Raw genomic sequence first — 13,071 nt, 5'->3', positions numbered from 1 at the left:
ATTTCGAGAACCTGTCGCGCAACGCGCTCGCATTCCTCAAACTGGCGTCTATCCGCCTAATGCTGCGAAGGCTTTGTTCAAATTGAACAACTTTCCGGACCGACTCTTAGCTCAAGAGTACATATCATTTTCGCGCTCGCGAGTGGAGGGTTTCTGGAAGATCGGCCAACCTACCAGCACACGGACACCTTCAACCCTTTCCCCTTTCCGGCCTGCGTCGCCGATGTGCCGCCCGCCTTGCGCGGGCCGGAGGAGGCCGGCGATGCCGCGCGCCGCGCGCATCTCGCCGAGCTGGGCGAGCGGCTCGATGCCTTCCGCAAAGAGCGCCTCGCCGAGCACGACTTCCTGACCATGACCGGCCTGTACAATGTGCTGGAGCGCGTCCGCGCACTGGAATGGGCCGGGAGGACGGGCGCCCATTCCTCTCCCCTCGGGGGAGAGGGTGGTTCGCGAAGCGAACCGGGTGAGGGACAAGGCGCTGGTGGCACGACGCCCCATCCGGCGCCTGCGGCGCCACCTTCTGCCCGGCGGGGAGAAGAACCGAGCGCAACCGCCGAGCCCGTCGCCGTTCCGCCGCTGAGCGAGGCGGAACGCGCCATCTACGATGCCGGGCTGATCGCCGTCCTGAAGGAGATCCACGACGACATCGACCGCGCCGTCTTCGCCGCCTATGGCTGGGAGGATCTTGGCGATCGCCTCGTCGGCCGGCCCGGCGCCACGATGCCCTCGCCATTCAAGAGCGAGGACCAGGAGGCCGCCGAGGAGGAGCTTTTGAGCCGTCTCGTCGCGCTCAATCTGGAGCGTCAGGCCGAGGAAAAGCGCGGCTATGTCCGCTGGCTGCGGCCGGACTACCAGATCCCCAAACTCGGTCACAAGGTCGCCGAGCCGGCCGCCGCGACGCAGATCGAGGCCGAAATCGCGGTGGTGGCGGCCGGCGCCAAACCGCCGGCGCTACCAGCCGACGCCTTCGAGCAGATCCGCCTCGTGCGCGATGCGCTGGCGCGCGCCCCCGAGCCGGTCCTGCCCAACCAGCTCGCCGCTGCCTTCGCCGGCAAGGCGACGAAAAAGAAGCTGGCGAATGTCGAGGAGGTGCTGCGCAATCTCGCCGAACTCGGCCTTGCCCGCACCGGCACCGGCGAGGACGGCGCCACCCGCTATTTCGCCCCGCGTGGATAGGCGCGCGCCGGGAGGCGCACTACAGCATCGAGCCGAGGTCTGAGCCGACGGACGGGTAGGCGGCGATCATCGATTTGAGGTCGCGGGTCTTCAGTCCCAGCCGCATGGCGAGGCCGCAGAAATTGACGATCTCGGCATATTCCGGCCCGAGCAGATGCGCGCCGAGAATCTCGTCGCTGTCGGCGTCGATCAGGATCTTGGTGGCGGCATGGGTCTCGCCGACCCGCAGATTGGAGTACCAGCTGCTGGTGTCGTTGAAGGCCACGCGGACATTGCGGCCTTGCTCCCGTGCCTCCGATTCCAGCATGCCGACCCGGGCAAGCTCGGGAATCGTGAAGACGACGCTCGGTACGCCGCGATAATCGACGGTGGCGTGATCGCCCTTCAGCATGTTCGATGCGGCGACCTTGCCCTCGGCGACCGCCACCGGCGTCAGCGGTGGGCCGTCCGTGTCGGCGGCATCGCCCGCGGCAAAGACCGCCGGGTTGGAAACGCTTTTGAGATGCCGGTCGACGCGGATGCCGGCCTCGCTCGCCTCGACCCCCGCCGCAGCAAGGTCGAGCCGGTCGATCGCCGCCACGCGGCCGGCGCCGTGGACGACGAGATCGGCGGCGAATGTCGTGGGCTTGCCGTCGGTCTCGGCATGGACGGTGTAGCCGTCGCCGCTCCGTTCCACCGATGTGAGGTCCGTCATGGTGGTGACGGCGACGCCCGCCTCACGGCCGCGCGCGACCAGTCTGTCGACGAGGTCGGGGTCAAAACCCTTCAGCGGCCGTTCGCCCCGCTGGACGATCTGGACCGCGCTGCCGGCCCGCGCCGCGATATGGGCGAACTCGAAGGAGATGTAGCCGCCGCCGACGAAGACGATGCGGCGCGGCAGCGTTTCCAGCTCCAGAAACGCCGTGCTGTCGATGACGTGTTCGGCGCCCGGAAATTCCAGCGGCCGGGGCTCGGCGCCGGTGGCGATCAGGATGTGGCGGCCCTGCAGCCGGGTCTCGCCACCGATTTCGCCCCCAATCTCTATCGTGTTGTCGTTCAGGAACCGCGCCGGGCCGTGAAACGTGCTGACGCCGTTCTTGTCGAGACCGCCCTCGATCTTGTCCGGCATCGCGTCGGTAAAGCTGCGCTTGAACGCCATCAGATCGGCCCAGTCGATCTTAAGGTCGCCGGCTTCGACGCCCTTGCCGCGCATCAGTCGCGCCGCGTCGATGATCTCGGCGCCCCGGCGCAGCATCTTCTTCGGGTCGCAGCCGCGCAGTGCGCAGGTGCCGCCATAGGGCAGTTCGTCGACGACGGCGACCGACCAGCCGGCGGCGGCGCATTTGTTGGCGGCGCTGACGGCGGCCATGCCGACGCCGAGCACGATGAGGTCGAAATTCTGGGTCATGGGCTAACTCTAGCTCGCGCAGCAGGCGGCGGTTTCGCCGCTCGCCCGCGCTTCCTGGATCGGCGGACAGGGCACGCTGCCGAAGGAGCAATAGACGCAGCAATCCCCGGCATTCGGCCTGAGCAGCGCGCCACAGCCCTTGCAGTCATAAAAGAACTGGCAGGCGTCGGTCGGCATGGTTTCGGTTTCCTGGTGTCCGCATTGCGGGCAGGTGAGGGTGGAGCGAGGTTCCATCAGCAGGCGGCTTTCTTGTGGCGGTGGCGTAGCAGGAGGGCGTAGGCGGTGATGCCGACAAACAGGAACAGCAGCGGAAACAGCACATAGTCGGCGAAGGCCAGCCAGGCGGAGACCCCGGCGAAGGCGAAGAGGATCACCAGCGCCGGAGTGAAGCAGCAGATCGCCGCGATCACCGAGCCGACAATGCCGGTCTTGAGAAGCGTCCTGTCTTTCATGACGGATCAGCTTCCGGTGATTTTGGCCGGGTAGCCGGCGTTGGTCGAGGCTTCGGCGAGGTCGCCCGGCGTGACTATCGCCGGATCGAACACCACCGTGGCCGTCTGGGCGTCGAGATCGACCGCGACCGAAGTAACGCCGTCGAGCCCGCTCATCGCCAGTTTGACGGTGATCGGACAGGTCGGGCAGGTCATGTTTGCGATCGTGAAGGTTTGGGTCTGAAGCGCCGGGGCGGCTTCCGTCTGCGTTTGCGCGATCGCCGCCGGGGCAAGCAGGGCCGCGCCAAGTCCGACGACGCTCAGCATCGCAGCGGCCAGGGAAAGGGTCGACAGGCGTTTCATGCGTGGTCTCCTAATAGAATAACGGCGCCCACCAGGCGTTGGTCATCGACAGGATGACCAGGACGGTGGCGATCCAAAGGGCGCTTTGCGTGATCAGCGAGGCAATGGGGCGGGCGCAGGCGGCGCCGACCGCGCAGGCCGCTTTCGGCCGGAAATAGACCTGCCAGAACCCGAGCCCGAGAAACACCAGCGTCAGGGCGACGAAATACGGCTGGTAGGGGGTCAGCGCCGTCAGATTGCCGATCCAGGCTCCGCTGATCCCCAGCGTGACCAGAACCAGCGGCGCGATGCAGCAGGACGAGGCGAGCACCGCGCCGACGACACCGCCGCCCGCGAACCACGCCTCGCGCCGCTCCGGGGCGGCCGGTCGTGCGTCTTTTCGTCCGATCTCGGCTGCTGTGTCGCTCATGTCGATTGGCCCTCGCTTTCGGGTGGACCAACATCTACGGTCTGTAGCGACTACAGGTTCAAGAGGTTTTTTCCGCTATGGCGATCACGGCTGCGAGAGCGGTGCTCAAGCGCGGCGAACTGGCCAAGCGCATGAGCTGCAACAGCGAGACGATCCGTTACTACGAGAAAATCGGGTTGCTCGGCGTTCCGGACCGCTCAGAGGGCGGTCACCGGCTCTATGCGCCGGATGATCAGGCGCGGCTCGGCTTCATCCTGCGCGGCCGCGAACTCGGCTTCTCGATCGAGGAATTGCGGGGATTGCTGGGTCTCACCGATGCGCGCGACACGACGTGCGGCGAGGTTCTGGCGCTGACCCGTCGCCATATCGACGGCATCCGCGCCAAGATCGCCGACCTTGAGCGCCTGGAGCGTACGCTCGTGGCGGTCTCGGCGGAATGCGAGGGCGGCAATGTGCCCGATTGCCCGATCCTGGATACGCTGCTGGATTCCGGCAACCGCTGATCGCCGTGCTGGCACAGGAGATAAGTGTTCGGCGAAAGGCCGGTCGCATGGGTGTGCGCCCGGCCTCCTGGATTGTTTCGCGTTACGCCGCTTCCGCGAGCGCGACGGCCTGCGGAAACATCTGTTCGAGGTTGAGGAAGCAGATCATGCCGTCCGAGTGCGCGATGATCCCCTGGGCGTAGCTCTTCTCGTAAGCTCCGCTCATTTCGGGGACGGGCTGGATGCTGGAATGATCGACGGTCATGATGTCGGACAGGCGGTCGACCAAAAGGCCGAGCGTCTTGCCTTGAACCTCGACCACCACTATGGCGCTGCGCGGATTGGGGTCCGTGGCGGTCATTCCGAGCTTGCGGGCCATGCTGACCACCGGAATGATGGTGCCGCGCAGGTTGATCAAGCCCAGGATGTCCGGCGGGGAGTTCGGCAAGGGAGTCGATTGCGACCACCCTCGGATTTCGCGGACCGAGATGGTCCGGACGCAAAACTCCTGCTCGTTGATGCGGAAGGCGACGATTTCGAGCGGTCCGCCGTCCTCTCCGATGTCGGGAGCCATCAAAATTCCTCCCATGTGTTGGCGTCGACTGCCGCGTTGCCATTGGTCGCGAAGGCGCGGGAGACTTTCCCGACGAGCTGCCGGGCTGGAGAATCCGGCATCCTCGTGACTTTTCGGCCGGCGGGCTGCGCTCCCTGCCGTTCGTCGCTGAGGTCGAAATGGCCCAACAGTTCGGTCAAGGCCGCGGCTTGCTGGCTGAGACCGTGACAGGCCGCGGAGGACTCCTCCACCATGCTGGCGTTCTGCTGCGTGCCCTGGTCGATCGAAGCGACGGCCTTGTTGATCTCCTGAAGCCCGACCATTTGTTCGCGCGCGGCCTCGACGATCGCCGTGACGTGCTGGTCGATCTCCTTCACCTCGCTGACGATGGTCTCGAGCGCGGCACCCGTCTCGCCGACCAGCCCCACACCCAGCTTGACGTTCTCGCCCGAGGTGTTGATCAGACTCTTGATCTCCTTCGCCGCTTTCGCCGAGCGCTGGGCGAGTTCGCGCACTTCCTGGGCGACGACCGCGAAGCCCCGGCCGGCTTCGCCGGCGCGCGCCGCCTCCACCCCAGCGTTGAGAGCCAGGAGATTGGTTTGGAAGGCGATCTCGTCGATCACCCCGATGATGTTGACGATCTGGCCGGACGAGGCCTCGATTTCGCCCATTGCGGCGACGGCACGCCGCACGACCTCGCCGGACTTCTCCGCTCCCGCCCTGGTCTGGGTGACCAGTTGCCCGGCCCCTTCGGCCCGCTCGGTGGAACTCTTCACGGTCGCCGTCATCTCTTCGATCGCGGCGGCGGTCTCCTCGACGGACGCAGCCTGCTGTTCCGTCCGCTTCGCCAGATCGTCGGACGCGGTCTGGATTTCGGCGCTGGCGCTATGAATGGCGGACGCATTCTCTCCAACCTTCTGCAGGGCCGCCTCCAAAGTGCCGACGGACTCGTTGAAGTCCTCGCGCAATTTGTCGAGGGCCGGAATGAAGGGTCGAGTGATGCGCTGACGCACGTCGCCATCGGCCATCCGGCCGAGTCCGTTGGCGAGCTCGTTGACGGCTTCGACGCGCCCGGTAATGTCGGTCGCGAACTTGACCACCTTCATCACCTTGCCGCTCATGTCGAAGATCGGGTTGTAGGACGCCTGGATCCAGATTTCCTTGCCGCCCTTGCCGATCCGCTTGAATTCCTCGGACACAAACTCGCCGCCGCCGAGACGGGTCCAGAAGTTGCGATACTCTGCTGATTGGGCATAGGCCGGTTCGACGAACATCGAATGATGCCGACCGACGACCTCGGCAAGCCCATATCCGAGGGCGTTCAGGAAATTGTCGTTCGCGGTGAGGATCTTGCCGTCGACGGTGAACTCGATCACCGCCTGCGCCCGACCGATGGCATCGAGTTTGCCGGAATTTTCGGCCGAAACCAGCTTGGCGGCGGTAATGTCCGTCGCGATCTTGAGGACTTTTTGAACCTTCCCGCCGGCACCGAGGATCGGATTATAGGTGGCCTGGATCCAGATTTCCTTGCCGCCCTTGCCGAAGCGCTTGTATTCGCGCGCATCGAATTCGCCGCGTCCGAGCTTGGCCCAGAACTCCTTGTATTCGGCGCTCTGGGCGTAGGCCGGTTCGACGAACATCGAATGATGCCGTCCGGCGATCTCACTGACGTCGTAGCCGATCGCGCTGCAGAAGTTCTCATTGGCCGTGATGATCGTGCCATCCGGCTTGAACTCGATCGTTGCGAGCGACTTGCTGAGCGCCGCGAGAATGGCCTTTGAATCGCCACTCCCAAATCCTGCCGGTAGAATACCCATCAAACCTATCTCCTCACCCTCACTGCCGACTTTCCGGTCGGACCCAATTGAACTCGCGCCAATATGAAGGCGCGTCGCTCGTCGGACAGCCGGGCACGCTTTCGCGACGCTCAGGCATACGCTTGGCATCCGGCAAGCGAGCTTGATGGGGTTGTTAGACGGCTATCTGTTAACAACTGATTTCATTCGTAAGTATTTGCATCACGCATCGGTGAGGAAGGTGCGATGTAAAAAGAGTACGGATGATAATTGTTATTGCCGGCGCGCGGCCCCATGGGACTCTATGCAAACCTGAAATGCCTTTGTCGCGTTTCGCGTAACGAGCTCTGAAATAACCGGAATTCGCGCCTGCCACTTGATCGTGGCGTTGGTATCTCGAGCGAGGGCCGAGGGCGAACACCGAAGGTGCCGCCGTTAGTTGGCGGCGGCCCCCGGCTCCCCTTGCGGCATTACGCCGCGGCGGCCAATTTTGCGACGTCTGGAAACATGTGGTCGAGGTTGAGGAAGCAGATCATGCCGTCGGCGTGCGCGATGATGCCTTCGGTATAGCTCTTGTCGTAGCCGCCGGTCATTTCCGGAACCGGCTGGATAGTGGAGCCGTCGAAGGTCAGGAGGTCGGAGAGACCGTCCACGAGCAGGCCCAGAATCGTGTCTTGAACCTCGACGACGACAATGGCGCTGCGAGGATTCGGCGGCGCGGCGGTCATGCCGAGCTTCTGCGCCATGCTGACCACGGGAATGACCGTCCCGCGCAGATTGATCATGCCCAGGATGTCGGGCGAGGAATTGGGCAAGGGGGTCGATTGCGACCACCCCCGGATTTCGCGCACCGAAATCGTGCGGACGCAGAATTCTTGCTCGTTGACACGGAAGGCGACGACCTCCACAGGGCCGCCATCGTGATAGTCCGGGGTCTTCATCGCCATCCTCATCCACGCGTCGCGGCAAGGTTTGGCCGAGCGACGAATTCGATGTGGTGACTAAACGGCATCCAGATTAATAATCTGGCGGCGGACGAGGGTTAAAATTCTGTAAACGACGCCACGATATCTCGCCCGGTCGCGCGCCATACGGCGCTCGTCCGCGCATTCGGACGGTTGGATGGCGCGTGTCGGTCCCTTGTTGGCGATCGTGCGGTAGCCGGAACGCGGCGGAATCAACCGCCGCCGAGGTGCTGCTTCAGGAACGCGACCGTCTGCTCCCAGGCGCTGTCCGCCGCCGCCTTGTCGTAGCGCGCCGCCGATGTGTCGTTGTTGAAGGCGTGGTTGACGCCCTCATGGACGACGATCTCGTGCTCCACCCCGGCGGCCTCCAGCGCCGTCCGATAGGCGTCGATGCCGGCATTGATGCGCTCGTCGAGCCCGGCATAGTGCAGAAGCATGGGCGCCTTGATCTTGTCGACCTCGGCCGCGTCCGGCTGGCGGCCGTAATAGGCGACGCCGGCGCTAAGTTCGGGATCCGCGACCGCCAGGCTGTTGACCAGCCCGCCGCCCCAGCAAAAGCCGACGGCGCCGACTTGTCCGGTAGTCCCCGCTTCCTTCGCCGCCCATTCGCGCGCCGCGACGGCGCTCTCCACCGTCTTGGCGCCGTCGAGCGCGCCGATCATCTCGCGCGCCTTGTCCTCGTCCGCCGGCGTGCCGCCATCGGCCGACAGGAAGTCCGGCGCGACGGCGACGAAGCCCTCCAGCGCCAGCCGTCGCGCGACGTCCTCGATATGGGCGTTGAGGCCGCGGTTCTCGTGGATGACGAGGACTCCGGGCAGCGGTCCCTCGGCGTCGGTCGGCTTGGCGACATAGGCCTTCATCTCCGCGCCGGCGGCAGGGAATTGCGCCCACACGGTCGTCACCCGCTCATCCTGCGGGGCGACGATCTGGGCGCTGGCCTTGGACGCGCCGATCAGCGGCGCGATCGCGGCCGCCGCCGTCGCCGAGCCGGCAAGCGCCGTCAGCTTGGCCATGAAGCCGCGCCGGTCCAGTGTCAGATGCGTGTATTCGTCATAGACGTCGATCATCGCCTGGGTGATCTTCGGCGTGCGGGGTGTTTCGTCGGTCATTGCGCTTGCTCCCATGCTCCATCATTGGGAATACTAACGCGGTCGCCTCTGCCCGCAAGGCGACCGCGTTCCCCTAGTGTTCCGCGCCCGAACCATTACATTGCGGGCGATGACCGATTCCCATGATCTTTCCGGCCCCGCCGCTCCCCGGGCCGGCTCCATCGCGGCCCGCGCCATGGCCGCCCGTGGCTCCCGCGCGCCCGACTATCTCGCCGGCCTCAACGCCGAGCAGCGCGCCGCCGTCGAGACCACCGAGGGTCCCGTTCTGGTTCTGGCCGGCGCCGGCACCGGCAAGACGCGGGTACTGACGACGCGCATCGCCCATATCCTGGCTACCGGCCGCGCCTATCCGTCGCAGATTCTCGCCGTCACCTTCACCAACAAGGCGGCGCGCGAGATGAAGAACCGCGTCGGCCTTTTGGTCGGCGAACAGGTCGAGGGCATGCCCTGGCTCGGCACCTTCCACTCGATCGGCGTCAAGATCCTGCGCCGCCATGCCGAACTGGTCGGGCTGAAATCCAACTTCACCATCCTCGACACCGACGACCAGATCCGGCTGATCAAACAACTGATCCAGGCGGAGAACCTCGACGACAAGCGCTGGCCGGCGCGCGGCTTCGCGCAGATGCTGGATTCCTGGAAGAACAAGGGCCTGACCCCGAAGGACATTCCCGAGGGCGACGCCCGCGCCTTCGCCAATGGCAAGGGCCGCGAGCTCTACGCCGCCTATCAGGCGCGGCTGAAATCGCTCAACGCCTGCGATTTCGGCGATCTCTTGCTGCATCCGATCGCGATTTTCCGCGCCCATCCGGATGTCCTCGCCGAATATCACAAGCGCTTCCGCTACATCCTGGTCGACGAGTATCAGGACACCAATGTCGCGCAATATCTCTGGCTGCGGCTCCTGGCGCAAAGGCCGACGCGGCGGGATTCCACCGCGATTGCAGAGACACGCGCCCCGGCCGAAGGCCGCGAGAGCGACCGCCCGTCGGCCGGTCAGGCCGCGCCTGCGCAGGCCAGCGANCACCGCGATTGCAGAGACACGCGCCCCGGCCGAAGGCCGCGAGAGCGACCGCCCGTCGGCCGGTCAGGCCGCGCCTGCGCAGGCCAGCGAGCGAAGCGAGCGCTCGGCCGTGAGCGAAAACCAGAAGCAGCAGATCAACATCTGCTGTGTGGGCGACGACGACCAGTCGATCTATGGCTGGCGTGGCGCCGAGGTCGACAACATCCTACGCTTCGACAAAGACTTTCCCGGCGCCACCGTCATCCGGCTGGAACGCAACTACCGGTCCACCGCCCACATCCTCGGCGCCGCCTCCCACCTCATCGCCCATAATGAGGACCGGCTTGGCAAGACGCTGTTCACCGACTTTTCCGACCCCGAGCACCAGAAGGTCGAGGTCAATGCCGGCTGGGATTCGGAGGAGGAGGCGCGCGCCATCGGCGAGTCGATCGAGGATCTGCAGCGCCGCGACAATCACGACCTCAACGACATGGCGATCCTGGTCCGCGCCTCCTTCCAGATGCGGACCTTCGAGGACCGCTTCGTCACCATGGGCCTCAACTACCGGGTGATTGGCGGCCCGCGCTTTTACGAGCGCATGGAGGTGCGCGACGCGCTGGCCTATTTCCGCTGCGTCGTTCAGCCCGCCGACGATCTGGCCTTCGAGCGCATCGTCAACACGCCGAAGCGCGGCCTCGGCGATGCCACCATCCGCTTGCTGCACGACTACGCCCGCTCCCGCGAAATCCCGCTGATCGCGGCGGCCGGCGAAATGGTCGAGACCGAGGAGCTGAAGCCGAAGCCGCGCAACGCGCTGCGCCGAGTCGTCACCGACCTTGTCCGCTGGGCCGAGCTGCTGGATTCCACCAAGCACACCGAGTTGGCCGAGCAGATCCTGGAGGAATCCGGTTACACGGCGATGTGGCAGGCCGACCGCTCTGCCGAGGCACCGGGGCGGCTGGAAAACCTGAAGGAGCTGATCCGCTCGATGGAGGAGTACGAGGGGCTCGCCTCCTTCCTCGAACACGTCGCCCTCGTCATGGACACCGAGCAGAACGCCGATCTCGATGCCGTCTCGATCATGACGCTGCACGCGGCCAAAGGGCTGGAATTCGAGACCGTCTTCCTGCCCGGCTGGGAGGAGGGGCTGTTTCCCCATCAGCGCGCGCTGGACGAGGGCGGCCGCTCGGGCCTGGAGGAAGAGCGCCGGCTCGCCTATGTCGGCATCACCCGCGCCAAGCGCCGGGCCAAGATCTGGTTCGTCTCCAACCGCCGCATTCACGGCCTGTGGCAGTCGACCATCCCCTCGCGCTTTCTCGACGAACTGCCCGAGGCGCATGTCGAGGTGATGGAAGCCAACACCAGCCAATATGGCGGCTATGGCGCCTCGCGCTGGGACGGCGCCGCAGCCTTCCAGGAAAACGCCTACCAGACGCCGGGCTGGCGCCGGGCTCAGGCGGCGAATGCCGGCTTTGCCGGGGGCAAAGGCAGTTCGGGCGGCGACGGCTGGTCCGGCGGCCGCACGCGGCAGATCGACTATGGCGGCGGCGCCGGGTCGAATGCGCGGTCTGGCGCCCACGGGGGCAGGGGGCACAACCAGCCGCCGAAACAGGGGTTCGGCCTCTACGCCTCGGCCAAAAAGGGCGGCCCGCGCGAGATCGAGGGCGAACTGGTGGCGAAATCCGTCATCGCCGAGGACAGCCGCTTTGCCAGCGGCGACCGGGTCTTCCACCAGAAATTCGGCAACGGCACCGTCGCGAGCGTCGAGGGCAACAAGCTTACTGTCGACTTCGACAAGGCCGGCCAGAAACGCGTGCTGGAGGGGTTTGTGGAAGGGGTGTGAGGGTGCGACTTTATGCTAATATCTGTTCAAATTTTAAACCCAAAAAATTGTCAATTTTTTCTCCCTGCAAACTAGAAATTAAGCTCAGCATATGAGTGATATCTTTGTCAGTCAGCACAATAATATATCCATTTCCTGCTGATGCAACATCTTTGCAACGCTTTTTGATGCGCCCAATATCGTCGACTGTTCTGCATGTCAAAATCCCGAGTCTTCCGCGAGTCCTAGAGTCAAAGCGCCCAGATAATTGATCAAATTCTTCGTTCGCAATATCAGAAGTGTAGTTTTTACATTCGACAATTATTTGACGTGATTGTATATGGGGATCGTTCCGCATTCGCTCGAAAAAGCCAGATTTTGCTGCATTTGTATAAACTATATCTATGCGCTTTCGACCCTCATTAATTTCCCATTCCACCCTTGGGTTGGTTCCGCTTGGATAGAGAGTGTAGTTCAGTGTTGCCATCATAAGTTTGTGATATCTGTCTGCATCCTTCCTGCCGGGCGGTATGTCTTCAAGCGCTGTTGTCAGATCTCGACAAAAGGAGATTGCGGAAAACTTTTCATCGAAAGCTTCGTTATCCAGAGGTCCCGCGGCACCTTTAATTGATTTATAAAGTTCTAAAACTTTAGGGTTTTCACTTATGAATGCAGCTAGTTCATCTTTAATGAAAGGATGTCGATCCTTAACGTCCTTTTTATAGGCTCGCTTCCGCCCATCTTTAAGCGTAATACACAGAGAATCACTTGCCCTCTCATATTCAGCTTTCAAAAATTCAATCATATGCTTATTATAAAATTCTTGACTATTAATTGATATTCTTATTCTTGCAATATCTTTAGGAATTAATAAGACGGGCAATCCAGAAACATATGGTAAATCAATGTACCGCGACTCCCATGCAAGCTTGTCAGGCACCCAAATCGGGGGGCTAGCATATTTTTCTGTAGGAATATTGTAAAGGTCGCATTGACGTAAGGTGTATTCGTAAAGCGGCTGGCGAATAATATTTGTCGTTAGGTCAGAAATTTTGTCTGGGCCTATACCCTCAACATAAAGTTCGAGCTCGGATATATCTTGTAACATACCGGTTTGGAATGCTCGACTTTTTCGTAGCGCGGAAATGATCTGTTTAGATTGCCCCGATCCGACTCCTCGACCCTGCGGAAGTCCGGCGGAAACACCCAGGAAAGTTTCTTGCGGTTCTGTTAGATGACTCATCATATGGAAAGCTGACGTAAGCTGACCATCTCGTAACTGCTTGAGTAAATGAGCAAAGAACGTTTTGATGTAAATAGACGTTTCGTTCGCCCATTCGTCATCGCGAATTTCTATGGCGTACGGGTCAACGAAGACTGGCAAGTCCTCCGATGTAGATATGTCGATAAAATCGAATGCGGCCTGCTCTTGGCCAATTTTGAAATACCGAGAAAAACGCGACATAATACCAACGGGCGCTGATCAAGACCCATGCGCCCAATCTCGCATTCCGATGGACGTGATTTTCCAGGGCTGATCGACGAGCTTGTTCCAAGCTGCGCAGCAGTGGGCGA

13 protein-coding genes and 1 pseudogene are annotated in these 13,071 nt (G+C 62.8%); 3 read left to right on the top strand and 11 right to left on the bottom strand.

Annotated features, from left to right (window positions below; genetic code table 11):
• Nucleotides 1-237 precede the first annotated feature (237 nt).
• Entirely contained in the window at nt 238-1,176 is a 939-nt protein-coding gene (locus VQ045_RS20275; RefSeq protein WP_331831401.1) for a hypothetical protein, read from the top strand.
• A 19-nt stretch (nt 1,177-1,195) separates the two neighbouring features.
• Here VQ045_RS20275 and VQ045_RS20270 read toward each other — a convergent pair whose 3' ends face one another.
• The 5 genes from VQ045_RS20270 to VQ045_RS20250 are packed head-to-tail and all read right to left on the bottom strand — an operon-like array spanning nt 1,196 to nt 3,766.
• Entirely contained in the window at nt 1,196-2,563 is a 1,368-nt protein-coding gene (locus tag VQ045_RS20270) for a dihydrolipoyl dehydrogenase family protein (protein WP_331831400.1), read from the bottom strand.
• Nucleotides 2,564-2,572: 9 nt separating this feature from the next.
• A complete protein-coding gene (locus VQ045_RS20265) occupies nt 2,573-2,797 on the bottom strand; it encodes a GDCCVxC domain-containing (seleno)protein (RefSeq protein ID WP_327622977.1) in 225 nt (74 codons plus the stop codon).
• The gene (gene merF, locus VQ045_RS20260; RefSeq protein WP_206454502.1) at nt 2,797-3,015 is read right to left on the bottom strand and encodes a mercury resistance system transport protein MerF; all 219 of its coding nucleotides are present in this window, start codon (nt 3,013-3,015) and stop codon (nt 2,797-2,799) included. The genes VQ045_RS20265 and merF overlap by 1 nt, the downstream gene beginning before the upstream one ends.
• A 6-nt stretch (nt 3,016-3,021) precedes the next feature.
• Nucleotides 3,022-3,357, bottom strand: coding sequence for a heavy-metal-associated domain-containing protein (locus VQ045_RS20255; RefSeq protein WP_327622976.1), 336 nt, complete (start codon nt 3,355-3,357; stop codon nt 3,022-3,024).
• 10 nt (nt 3,358-3,367) lie between these two features.
• On the bottom strand, nt 3,368-3,766 hold the full coding sequence (locus VQ045_RS20250) for a mercuric transporter MerT family protein (protein WP_327622975.1): 399 nt from the start codon (nt 3,764-3,766) through the stop codon (nt 3,368-3,370).
• A 77-nt stretch (nt 3,767-3,843) separates the two neighbouring features.
• Here VQ045_RS20250 and VQ045_RS20245 point away from each other — a divergent pair, with 77 nt between their 5' ends.
• Nucleotides 3,844-4,269 (top strand): MerR family transcriptional regulator, encoded by a 426-nt coding sequence (locus VQ045_RS20245; protein WP_327622974.1) that lies wholly within the window; start codon nt 3,844-3,846, stop codon nt 4,267-4,269.
• A gap of 82 nt (nt 4,270-4,351) precedes the next feature.
• On the opposite strand, the gene VQ045_RS20240 is transcribed toward VQ045_RS20245, so the two are convergent.
• The 4 genes from VQ045_RS20240 to VQ045_RS20225 form a co-directional block, all read right to left on the bottom strand.
• Nucleotides 4,352-4,822: a chemotaxis protein CheW gene (locus tag VQ045_RS20240; protein ID WP_327622973.1), complete on the bottom strand. Its 471-nt coding sequence runs from the start codon at nt 4,820-4,822 to the stop codon at nt 4,352-4,354.
• On the bottom strand, nt 4,822-6,618 hold the full coding sequence (locus VQ045_RS20235) for a methyl-accepting chemotaxis protein (RefSeq protein WP_331831399.1): 1,797 nt from the start codon (nt 6,616-6,618) through the stop codon (nt 4,822-4,824). Before VQ045_RS20235 ends, VQ045_RS20240 begins: the two co-directional genes overlap by 1 nt.
• Before the next feature lie 449 nt (nt 6,619-7,067).
• Nucleotides 7,068-7,544 carry a chemotaxis protein CheW gene (locus tag VQ045_RS20230; RefSeq protein WP_442872879.1) on the bottom strand — a complete coding sequence of 159 codons (477 nt, stop codon included), beginning with the start codon at nt 7,542-7,544 and terminating at the stop codon, nt 7,068-7,070.
• A 230-nt stretch (nt 7,545-7,774) separates the two neighbouring features.
• Nucleotides 7,775-8,671 (bottom strand): dienelactone hydrolase family protein, encoded by an 897-nt coding sequence (locus VQ045_RS20225; protein ID WP_331831398.1) that lies wholly within the window; start codon nt 8,669-8,671, stop codon nt 7,775-7,777.
• A 109-nt stretch (nt 8,672-8,780) separates the two neighbouring features.
• Here VQ045_RS20225 and VQ045_RS22105 point away from each other — a divergent pair.
• A pseudogene (locus VQ045_RS22105) lies at nt 8,781-11,517 on the top strand (ATP-dependent helicase).
• Nucleotides 11,518-11,527: 10 nt separating this feature from the next.
• On the opposite strand, the gene VQ045_RS20205 reads toward VQ045_RS22105, so the two are convergent.
• Together VQ045_RS20205 and VQ045_RS20200 are read right to left on the bottom strand one after the other, a co-directional pair.
• Nucleotides 11,528-12,961: a hypothetical protein gene (locus VQ045_RS20205; RefSeq protein WP_331831397.1), complete on the bottom strand. Its 1,434-nt coding sequence runs from the start codon at nt 12,959-12,961 to the stop codon at nt 11,528-11,530.
• Nucleotides 12,864-13,071, bottom strand: a 208-nt coding sequence (locus VQ045_RS20200; protein ID WP_331831402.1) for a hypothetical protein, incomplete at its 5' end; no start/stop codon positions are given. The genes VQ045_RS20200 and VQ045_RS20205, both read right to left, overlap by 98 nt.

It is taken from the genome of Aurantimonas sp. E1-2-R+4, from assembly GCF_036549515.1.
Lineage (GTDB): Bacteria > Pseudomonadota > Alphaproteobacteria > Rhizobiales > Rhizobiaceae > Aurantimonas > Aurantimonas coralicida_A.
The sequence above is the reverse complement of the archived record's forward strand: the minus strand, read 5'-3'. Positions and strand labels throughout refer to the sequence as shown.